Origin of the sequence: Roseovarius amoyensis (assembly GCF_003260265.1) — a bacterium.
GTDB classification, from domain to species: domain Bacteria; phylum Pseudomonadota; class Alphaproteobacteria; order Rhodobacterales; family Rhodobacteraceae; genus Roseovarius; species Roseovarius amoyensis.
Window position 1 is genome coordinate 1 of the sequence record NZ_QITQ01000045.1, and the last position, 10,189, is coordinate 10,189.

8 protein-coding genes and 1 tRNA gene are annotated in these 10,189 nt (G+C 63.4%); 5 read left to right on the forward strand and 4 right to left on the reverse strand.

What is annotated here, in order from left to right:
• Positions 1-288 precede the first annotated feature (288 nt).
• The 3 genes from parE to DL899_RS18320 all read right to left on the reverse strand — a co-directional run bounded on the left by parE (position 289) and on the right by DL899_RS18320 (position 4,609).
• Positions 289-2,250, reverse strand: a complete 1,962-nt coding sequence (parE, locus tag DL899_RS18310; protein WP_111735778.1) for a DNA topoisomerase IV subunit B — start codon at positions 2,248-2,250, stop codon at positions 289-291.
• A gap of 66 nt (positions 2,251-2,316) precedes the next feature.
• Positions 2,317-3,309, reverse strand: a complete 993-nt coding sequence (locus DL899_RS18315) for a glucokinase (protein WP_111735779.1) — start codon at positions 3,307-3,309, stop codon at positions 2,317-2,319.
• A 133-nt stretch (positions 3,310-3,442) separates the two neighbouring features.
• Complete coding sequence (locus DL899_RS18320; RefSeq protein WP_111735780.1) at positions 3,443-4,609, reverse strand: alpha-hydroxy acid oxidase; 1,167 nt, start codon at positions 4,607-4,609, stop codon at positions 3,443-3,445.
• A 108-nt stretch (positions 4,610-4,717) separates the two neighbouring features.
• Between DL899_RS18320 and DL899_RS18325 the strand changes: the two genes are divergently transcribed.
• A complete protein-coding gene (locus DL899_RS18325; protein WP_111735781.1) occupies positions 4,718-5,491 on the forward strand; it encodes a ZIP family metal transporter in 774 nt (257 codons plus the stop codon).
• A 14-nt stretch (positions 5,492-5,505) separates the two neighbouring features.
• Here the strand turns inward: DL899_RS18325 and trpA are convergent, their stop codons facing one another.
• Entirely contained in the window at positions 5,506-6,297 is a 792-nt protein-coding gene (gene trpA, locus DL899_RS18330; RefSeq protein WP_111735782.1) for a tryptophan synthase subunit alpha, read from the reverse strand.
• Between the two features lie 124 nt (positions 6,298-6,421).
• Between trpA and ychF the strand changes: the two genes are divergently transcribed.
• The 4 genes from ychF to DL899_RS18350 all read left to right on the forward strand — a co-directional run bounded on the left by ychF (position 6,422) and on the right by DL899_RS18350 (position 10,022).
• Positions 6,422-7,519 (forward strand): redox-regulated ATPase YchF, encoded by a 1,098-nt coding sequence (gene ychF, locus DL899_RS18335; protein WP_111735783.1) that lies wholly within the window; start codon positions 6,422-6,424, stop codon positions 7,517-7,519.
• A 373-nt stretch (positions 7,520-7,892) separates the two neighbouring features.
• Positions 7,893-7,982, forward strand: a tRNA-Ser gene (locus DL899_RS18340).
• Positions 7,983-8,512: 530 nt separating this feature from the next.
• The gene (locus DL899_RS18345) at positions 8,513-9,715 is read left to right on the forward strand and encodes a CaiB/BaiF CoA transferase family protein (protein WP_111735784.1); all 1,203 of its coding nucleotides are present in this window, start codon (positions 8,513-8,515) and stop codon (positions 9,713-9,715) included.
• Positions 9,716-9,740: 25 nt separating this feature from the next.
• Positions 9,741-10,022, forward strand: a complete 282-nt coding sequence (locus tag DL899_RS18350; RefSeq protein ID WP_239494766.1) for an acyl-CoA dehydrogenase family protein — start codon at positions 9,741-9,743, stop codon at positions 10,020-10,022.
• The last annotated feature ends 167 nt before the right edge of the window (positions 10,023-10,189 follow it).

Sequence of the window (10,189 nt, forward strand, 5' to 3'; positions counted from 1 at the left end):
GGCAGCAGCCCGGTGTGAATGCCCTTCCTCCACAAAAGCGACAACGCGCTCCCGAAGTGCCATAGGATGCGGTTTACCCATCTCAAACCCCCATATCTGCCCTGCAGACAGAGAATCACAGATCAAGCTTCATGGAAATCCTGAATCGTAAAGATCGCAACTCGCTATAAGGTGAGGGATTTTGCGGGGGGCAGGTCACTCTGCCAACACCCGCGCGATGGTCAGACCGCAGGCTGGCGGGCCATCGCGCGGCGGCGCGCTAAGCGCGCCTTGGCTCCTCGCGGGGGATCAGACGTCCAACTCTTCCGCCACGAAGCGGGCATTCTCCTGGATGTACTGGAACCGCAGCTCTGGCTTCTTGCCCATCAGCCGTTCCACAAGGTCGCCGGTTTCGCCCGGTTCGTCCTCGTCTATCGTCACGCGGATCAGCTTGCGGGTGGTAGGGTCCATCGTCGTTTCCTTCAGGTCCTTGGCGTCCATCTCGCCCAGGCCCTTGAAGCGGCTGACGTCGATCTTTCCCTTGCCTCCCAACCCTTTTTCCAGCCAGGCGTCGCGCTCGGCCTCGTCGATGCAATAGACCCGCCGCGCACCCTGTGTCAGCCGGTAGAGCGGCGGACAGGCCAGGTACAAATGCCCCGTGTCGATCATCGGGCGCATCTGGGTAAAGAAGAACGTCATCAAGAGCGACGCAATATGCGCGCCGTCCACGTCGGCGTCGGTCATGATGATGATCTTGTCATAGCGCAGGTCGTCGATGTTGAACCGGCTGCCCAGCCCGACACCCAGCGCCTGGGTCAGATCGCCGATTTCCTGGTTCGATCCCAGCTTGGAACTGGCCGCGCCCAGCACGTTGAGGATCTTGCCCCGCAGCGGCAGTAGCGCCTGGGTCTTGCGGTCGCGCGCCATCTTGGCCGATCCGCCGGCCGAATCCCCTTCGACAATGAACAGCTCTGTGCCCTCGCGGGTGCTGGCGGTGCAATCGACCAGCTTGCCGGGCAGGCGCAGCTTTCGCGTGGCGGATTTGCGCTGCGTTTCCTTTTCCTGCCGGCGGCGCAGCCGTTCCTCGGACCGAAGCACCAGGAAATCGAGGATTGCGCCGGCGGACTTGGTATCCGACGCCAGCCAGTTGTCGAAATGGTCGCGCACGGCGTTTTCCACCAGGCGCTGGGCCTCGGTGGTGGCCAGGCGGTCCTTGGTCTGGCCGACGAATTCGGGGTCGCTGATGAAACACGACACCAGCGCGCAGCCCCCCGTCATCAGGTCTTCGCGGGTGATTTGCGCGGCCTTGCGGTTACCTGCCAGTTCGCCGTAGCCCTTTATCCCCTTGAGAATCGCGGCCCAGAAACCGGCGACATGGGTGCCGCCCTCGGGCGTGGGCACGGTGTTGCAATAGCTTTGCAGAAACCCGTCGCGTGAGGGGGTCCAGTTGATCGCCCATTCCACCTTGCCCGGGGTGTTGAAACGGTCCTGGAAATCGACGGTGCCGGCAAAGGGCGCGTCGGAATAGGTCGAGGCGCCGTTCAGCGTCTCGTTCAGGTAGTCCGACAGCCCGCCGGGAAAGTGAAACGTGGCCTCCTGCGGGGTGTCGCCATCGGTAATGGCCGATTTCCAGCGGATTTCGACCCCCGAGAACAGGTAGGCCTTGGAGCGGATCGAGTTGAAGAGGCGCGAGGGTTTGAAGCGGTGATGGCCGAAGATTTCCGCGTCGGCGTGAAAGGTCACGGTGGTGCCGCGCCGGTTGGGCGCCGCGCCGATCTCTTGCAGCGGGCCTTGTGGTATCCCGCGCGAAAAGCGCTGTTCATACAGTTTCCGGTCGCGGGCGACCTGCACGACCATCAGGTCCGACAGCGCGTTGACGACGCTGGCACCCACGCCGTGCAGCCCGCCCGAGGTCTGATAGGCCTTGCCCGAGAACTTGCCGCCCGCATGCAGTGTGCACAAGATCACCTCGAGCGCGGATTTGCCGGGGAATTTGGGGTGCTCCTCGACCGGGATACCGCGGCCATTGTCGCGGATGGTCATGGAATAGTCCTCGTGCAGCTCGACCTCGATGCGGGTGGCGTGGCCGGCCACGGCCTCGTCCATCGAGTTGTCCAGAACCTCGGCCACCAGGTGGTGGAGCGCCCGCTCGTCGGTGCCGCCGATATACATGCCCGGCCGCTTGCGGACCGGCTCCAGCCCTTCGAGCACCTCGATATGCGAGGCGTTATAGTTGGTGTTCTCGGTGGCGGTCAGAAGGTCGTCGGCCATTCGGGTGCTGCTCATTCTTTGTTGGTTGAGGGGTAGTATGGCAGAGCGCGAGAGCCGGGAAAAGGGTCAGCGCGGCTCGGACCCCAACATCGGCTTGGCAGGGTGTTTGCCGTATGTCTGCCTGGGCAACACTTGCCCCAGATACCGCGCACAGCCCCGCAGGGCAAAACCGTCCTCGGTAATGACCGAGACCGGCATCGCGCGGGCGATGTGGGTATAGGGGCCGCGATCGGTAAAGGCAGGCAGAAAGCCCAGATCAGAAAGGTGCGGCGCTACGGCACGGGCCACGCCACCGGACAGGTAGATACCGCCCATCGGCAGGTGATGCAGGGCGAAATTGCCGGCCACCTGGCCCAGCAGCGTGGCAAAGAGTCTAAGCGTTTCGCGCGCCCCGCCGTTGCCTGCGTTGAACGCTGCGATGACCTCGGCCGGGGTGGCTTTGGTGCCGGTGATATGGCGGTGGATATCGGCCAGGCCGGGGCCCGAAAGCGCGGCCTCGATGGGCAGGTGAGGGTGGGTTTCGCGCAGGTGTTCGTATAGCGCGGCGGTCGCGCCGGTGCCGTGGGGCAGGGTGGAATGCCCCGATTCCGCCGCCGGGACGAACAGCCCGCCCGCCATCCGGTGCACCACCGCGACATTGCAGCCGGTGCCGATGTTCAGCACCAGGCGCGGGGCATCGACCGGCGGTGCTTTGCCCTCGAAAAGCGGCTGCGCCGCGCCGGGCGGCAGATCGTCAAGCGCATGGCCCTGTGCCTGCAGGTCGTTGATCAGATATACCGCGCTCGCGTCGGTCGCCGCCTGTAACCCTGCGGCGTCGATCAGCCAGGAATGATTGGTCAGCTGCGCCTGCCCCCCGCGCACCGGCCCCGCGACGGCGGCGCAAAGCGCGTCAATGGGGGTGGGGGATGCTTCCAGATAGGCGCTCAGTATCTCATCAAGCCCAAGGTAATCGGCATTTCGATAGCGCCGCACGCTGTCGGGCAGCAGCAGCCCGCCCTCGGCCAGCCCCAGCCGGGTGTTGGTGCCGCCCACGTCGGCCAGCAGGAACCGTTCAGCCATCGATCATTTCACCACGCACAAGCGCGGAATTCAGGCGGTTTTCGGGTGCGGGCATGGCGGGCCTTTCAGTTGCCGGGTGCTTGCGCAGCTTAGTGCGCCGCCCCTTTGATCGGCAATGCCTGCCTCTTGTGGGTCAGCTTTCCCAATTCCCGGAAAACCCTTGCGGCACCAGCAGAATATCGCGGTCGAGGTCGTGCACATCGGTGCGCCCGCACAGCGCCATCGAGGTTTCGAGCTCCTTTTGCAGGATTTCCAGCGCGCGGGTCACGCCCATCTCGCCCATCGCACCCAGGCCATAGACAAAGGCCCGCCCGACCATCACACCCTTCGCGCCCATCGCCAGCGCCTTGAGGATGTCCTGCCCGGTGCGGATACCGCTGTCGAGATGGACCTCGATCTTGTCGCCCACCGCCTCGACGATCTCGGGCAGGGCCCGGATCGAGCTGAGCGCGCCATCCAGCTGCCGCCCGCCGTGGTTCGACACCACGATTGCATCCGCGCCGACATTGACCGCCTCGCGCGCGTCGCGGGCGTCCATGATCCCCTTGATGATCACCGGCCCGTCCCACATCTTGCGGAACTGCCTGATTTTTTCCCAGTCAAGCGAGGGGTCGAATGCCTCTGCCGTCCATTTGGCCAGCGAACCGGGGTCGCTGACGCCCTTGGCGTGACCGACCACGTTGCGGAACTCGCGCCGCCTGGTGCCCAGCATGCCAAGGCCCCAGCGCACCTTGGTCATCATGTTGGCGGCCGATCTTGCCGTCAGCTTGGGCGGGGCCGAAAGCCCGTTCTTGATGTCCTTGTGGCGCTGCCCCATCATCTGCAGGTCGACGGTGATTACCAGTGCCGAACACTTGGCCGCCGCCGCCCGCTCAAAGAGGTGGCGCATGAAATCCTCGTCCCGCAGGGTATAGACTTGGAACCAGAATGGCTTGGTCGTGTGTTCGGCCACGTCCTCGATCGAGCAGATGGACAGCGTCGACAGCGTGAACGGCACGCCAAAGCGTTCGGCCGCGCGCGCGGCCTTGATCTCTCCATCCGCCGACTGCATGCCGGTCAGCCCCACCGGTGCCAGCGCCACCGGCATTGACACGTCCTGACCCACCATCTGGCTGGCGGTGCTGCGCTCGGCCATGTCGATGGCAACCCGCTGGCGCAGGTAGATCTTTTGAAAATCGGTGCTGTTTTCGCGAAAGGTCTGTTCCGTCCAGCTGCCGGTTTCGGCATAGTCGTAGAACATTCGCGGCACGCGGCGTTCGTATAGACGGCGCAGGTCTTCGATACAGGTGATCACGGGCATGGGCATTCCCCGGTGTATTGGTAAGATCGGCTTACCGCGTCAGGTGCCGGCGTGCAATGCCACCGCGTGCGGTGAGATGGGCCCGGGATGCCGGGGAAGGGGACAGGGATGAGCCTGACACTGATCGGATTTCTGGCCAGCCTCGGTGCCGGGCTGGCCACCGGGCTGGGCGCGCTGCCGGTGCTGTTCGGGCGCAGCGTGTCCCCCAAGCACAGCGACGTGTTGCTGGGTTTTGCCGCGGGTGTGATGCTGTCGGCCTCGTTCTTTTCGCTGATCCTGCCGGGGATCGCGGCGGGCGAGGGGCTGTATGGTTCAACCGTGACCGCCGCCTTCGTGGTCGCGGCCGGCATCGCCGCCGGGGCCGCGATGGTGGCGGCGCTCAACGCCGCCTTGCCGCACAGCCATTTCATCACCGGCCCCGAGGGCGCCGACCCCGGCGCACTGCCCAAGATATGGCTGTTCGTCTTTGCCATCACCATCCACAACATCCCCGAGGGGCTGGCCGTCGGCGTGGGCTTTGGCGGCGGCGACATCGGCAAGGGCATGTCGCTGGCCACCGGCATCGGGTTGCAGAACGCGCCCGAGGGACTGGCGGTGGCGGTGGCGCTGCTGGGGCAGGGGTATACGCGCAGATATGCCTTTATCGTGGCGTTGCTGACCGGGCTGGTAGAACCGCTGGGCGGTCTGCTGGGGGTGGGCGCGGTGCAGATCAGCCAGTACATGCTGCCGCCGGGGCTGGCCTTTGCCGCCGGTGCGATGCTTTATATCATCAGCCACGAGATCATCCCCGAAACCCACCGCCGCGGCCACCAGACGGCGGCGACGGCGGGGCTGATGGGGGGCATGATCCTGATGATGCTGCTGGACGTGATCATGGGCTGACCCGTGGACCCGGGTCAGGCGCTGTGCGTGCCCTCGGCCAGGTTGCGCACGAAATCCAGCATTTCCTGCGTGGCGGCGCCCTCGGCCATCTTGCCCACGATGGCCGAACCAACCACCGCGCCATCGGCGACGCCGGCAATCTCGCGCGCGGTCTCAGGCGTGCGGATGCCGAACCCCACCACCACTGGCAGGTCGGTCCTGGCCTTGATCCGGGCCACGTCGGGGGCGACGTCGGCGGCCTGTGCGGCCGCGGCGCCGGTGATGCCGGTGATCGAGACGTAATAGACAAATCCCGACGTATTCTGCAGCACCTTGGGCAGGCGCTTGTCGTCGGTCGTGGGCGTCGCCAGGCGGATGAAGTTCAGCCCCGCCTTCTGTGCCGGGGTGCACAGTTCGTCATCCTCTTCGGGGGGCAGATCGACCACGATCAGCCCGTCGATACCGGCGGCCTTTGCATCGACCAGGAATTTATCAACGCCGCGATTGTAGATCGGGTTGTAGTATCCCATCAGCACGATCGGGGTGGTGTCGTCGGTCTTGCGGAACTCGGCCGCCATGTCGAGCGTGCGCTGCAGCGTCTGCCCGCCGGCCAGTGCGCGCTGCCCGGCCAGCTGGATGGTGGGGCCATCCGCCATCGGGTCGGTAAAGGGCTGGCCCAGCTCGATGATGTCGACACCGGCGGCGGGCAGGCCTTTTATCACCTCCAGAGAGGTGTCGTAATCGGGATCGCCCGCCATCACATAGGCGACAAAGGCCTTCTTTCCGGCGGCCTTCAACTCGGCGAACTTGGCGTCGATACGGGTCATGCGGGCATCCTCGCGGTAAGTCGCGTCGGGTTTGACGCAATGGCGGTGGGAAATCAATGCCCTGCTTGACCTTCCCCGCCCTGGCAACGTAGATGCCGGCGTCTGCCGCCAAGGAGGGTGCGAAATGGGCTTCAGAATGGGTATCGTGGGCCTGCCGAACGTGGGCAAGTCGACGCTTTTCAATGCGCTTACCCGCACCGCGGCGGCGCAGGCGGCGAATTTTCCGTTCTGCACCATCGAGCCGAACGTGGGCGAGGTTGCCGTGCCCGACCCCCGGCTGGACAAGCTGGCCGAAATCGCCGGGTCGCGCCAGACCATCCCGACGCGGATGACCTTTGTCGACATCGCCGGGCTGGTAAAGGGCGCGTCGAAGGGCGAGGGGCTGGGCAACCAGTTCCTGGCCAACATCCGCGAGGTCGACGCCATCGCCCATGTGCTGCGCTGTTTCGAGGAACCGGACGTCACCCATGTCGAAGGCCGGATCGACCCGGTGACGGATGCCGAGGTGATCGAGACAGAGCTGATGCTGGCCGATCTCGAGTCGGTGGAAAAGCGCCGCGCCGGCCTGGTGCGCAAGCTCAAGGGCGGCGACAAGGAGGCAGTGCAGGCCGACCGTCTGCTGGCTGTCGCGCAAGGGCTGCTGGAGGCAGGCCGCCCCGCCCGCCAGGCCGAGATCGACGCTGAGGACGTCCGCGCCTGGAAAACGCTGCAACTGCTGACCGCCAAGCCGGTGCTTTTCGTCTGCAACGTGGATGAGGCCAGCGCCGCCAGCGGCAACGCGCTTTCGGTCGCCGTCGCCGAAATGGCCGCCGCGCAGGGGGCCGCCAGCGTCGTCATCTCTGCCCAGATCGAGGAAGAAATCAGCCAGCTCGACCCCGAAGAGGCCGCCGATTTCCTGCAGGAGATGGGGCTGGAAGAGGCCGGCCTCGACCGGCTGATCCGCGCCGGGTATGAGTTGCTGCACCTGCAGACCTATTTCACCGTCGGCCCCAAGGAGGCCCGTGCCTGGACCATCCCCGAGGCCACCACCGCGCCAAAGGCCGCCGGCGTCATCCACGGCGATTTCGAAAAGGGATTCATCCGGGCCGAGACCATCGCCTATGACGATTTCATCGCCTGCGGCGGCGAACAGGGTGCCAAGGATGCCGGGCGCATGCGCGCCGAAGGCAAGAGCTATGTCGTCCAGGACGGCGACGTGATGCACTTCCTCTTCAATACCTGAGCCGACGCTTCCCACGGCCGGTCCCGGTCTCATGCGTGTGACGAATATGAATGCGTTCTCGCGCCCTGAAAGGCCGTGGCGCCGGCATGGCAACGCCCGTCGTTCGATGCGCCCCATCTGCCCAAGCCTAGATGAGGTGGCATCGCTATGAGGCGAGCCACCCCGTCCGGACCCTTCTACCATGTCCGAGTGCGAAACCCACCGGACTTGGCCGCAGTCGGATATGGTCGCGATGACAGACCGTCGGCAAACATACCGGGACTGCATGAGAAATCCGGATAACATATCCTGATGTTGATGTGTGTCACGGTTGGCTCGTTGAACCGCTTTTTTCATCTTGTTTCCCGCCGTCCACCCCACTAAACGGGTCGGCGGAGACGTGGCCGAGTGGTCGAAGGCGCTCCCCTGCTAAGGGAGTAGGCCCGGAAGGGTCTCGAGGGTTCGAATCCCTTCGTCTCCGCCACTAAAATTACCAGTAAGTTGAAAAATATAGTAAATGCATGTGTGAGTCTGGTCTTGCCATCATTTATGCCACCAACTGGAACGCGACTGCCTGCCTGAGCCTGCAGTGCTCTGCAAGGCAGGCGTCAACAGCGACACACTGACCAGGTGTTCTGCTTTGTCATTCTGATCACCGGCAAATCCTGCCGTGTCAGATTGTGAAATTATGTAAAATCAGCAGATTATCAGGATCCTTCAGGATTCTAAGGAAATGATTGAGCAATCTGGCGTCTGGGAATTCGTTTGGCGCTGCCGCCAAGCGAATTTCCAGACCCGAAGTAACACCGCCGTCTGACGGATCGTTTTTGAGAGACTGAAGCCATCGTGGCGCTGGTCGATGCGAAGAGCCTGCGCCAAAGACGCGCGGCCCTTACAAAAAGCGCCAGCCGGAACTTTCGAACTTACCCACGACCTCAGTATTACACGGCTTGAAGTTTGCCTTCTATCTCACTATGAATCTAACAAGCGTTAGAATATTGGCGGAGAGAACGGATGACGGGACCACTTCATCACCTTAAGGTCATCGAACTCGGTCATGTTATTGCAGGACCGCTCTCGACCGCCTTGCTCTCTGATTTCGGTGCAGATGTCATCAAGGTTGAGGCGCCCAACCGGACGGATATGTTGCGCGACCTCGGACCCAAGGCGGAGGACGGGGTTGGCGTTTGGTGGAAGACCTTGGGCCGCAACAAGAAAACACTGAGCCTGGACTGGAAGTCGGATGAAGGCAGGGACATCCTGCGCAGGTTGGTCGAGGGTGCCGACGTTCTTGTCGAGAATTTCCGACCAGGCGTGCTAGAGCGTGCGGGGGTCGGACCTGAAACTCTGCATGAGTGGAACCCGGATCTGGTTATTCTGCGCATATCGGGTTACGGGCAGGAAGGCCCGATGCGGGACGTACCAGCATTCGGGCGTGCGGCGGAAGCCATGAGCGGCTTGGCGCATCTGACCGGGTTTGCCGACGGGCCGCCGATGCACCCTGGATTTCCGGCGGCCGACAGCACGACCGGTCTGATGGGCGCTATGGGTATCATGCTCGCGCTCTTTGCCCGTGAAACAGGATCGGCGCGAGGGCAGGTCATTGACCTTGCGGTGTTCGAGGCACTGTTTCGGTTGATGGACTATCCGGTGCCCGCCCTGACGGGCGCAAACCATTCGGCCCGGCGCAACGGGCTGCGCCAGCCGATGGACTATGCGCCGGGGGGCATGTTCCGCACGTCCGACGGGGTGTGGCTGACCGTTTCCGCAGGTAGCGCGGAGACAGCACAACGCTTGCTGCGGGCGGTAGGCGGAGACACCCTGGCCGATGATCCGCGGTTCGCGACCCTCGACGAGATGTCGCGGCATATGGCCGTGGTCTTTGATGCCATCAACGATTTCGTCACGCAGCATACGCTTGCCGAGGTGGAGGCGGAATTTGCCCGCCATGATGCGATTGCCTCGCGTGTGTTGAGCGTCGAGGAGATCACGAAGAATGAGCAAATACGTTATCGCGGAGATATCGTATCGGTCGAGGGCGAGCAGACGCAGGTGATCGGGCCGATTCCCCATCTGAGCGCCACACCTGGCGAACTTCGATGGCTGGGCCGAAAACCGGGTGCGGACACTCGCAACATTCTGCGTGACCTTGGTTTTGAAGATGAACGGATCGCTGCCCTTTGCGAGGCGGGGCATGTCAGTCTGGCTGAGGAATAGGACGCCGTGACATTCCGAATGACGGATGAGCAGCAAAGAAATTCGCGACCAGATCCTGCGGATATGTGCGCAGTTCGACGATGATTACTGGCTGGAGCGGGATCGTAACGGCGGTTTTCCGCATGATCTGCACAGGGCGATGGCCGATGGTGGATGGCTTGGAATTGCCATGCCAGAGGCGGTCGGTGGTGCCGGTCTGGGAATTACCGAAGCGACCATCATGATGCAGGCGATCGCGGAGTCGGCGGCCGGCGCGAGCGGGGCCTCGGCGATCCACTTGAACATATTCGGCTCAATCCTGTCGTGAAGTTCCCGACTGAACCGCCCCGGGTTTACCGGAGAGGGTTTGGTTCAATAGTTAGGCTGCTTTTTCATCTGCGTTCAAGCTTGCGTAGAAGGTCTCCTCTGCTTCGTTCGGCGTGACGTAACCGATGGCGTTGTGCAGGCGCGTGTTATTATACCAGTCGACCCATT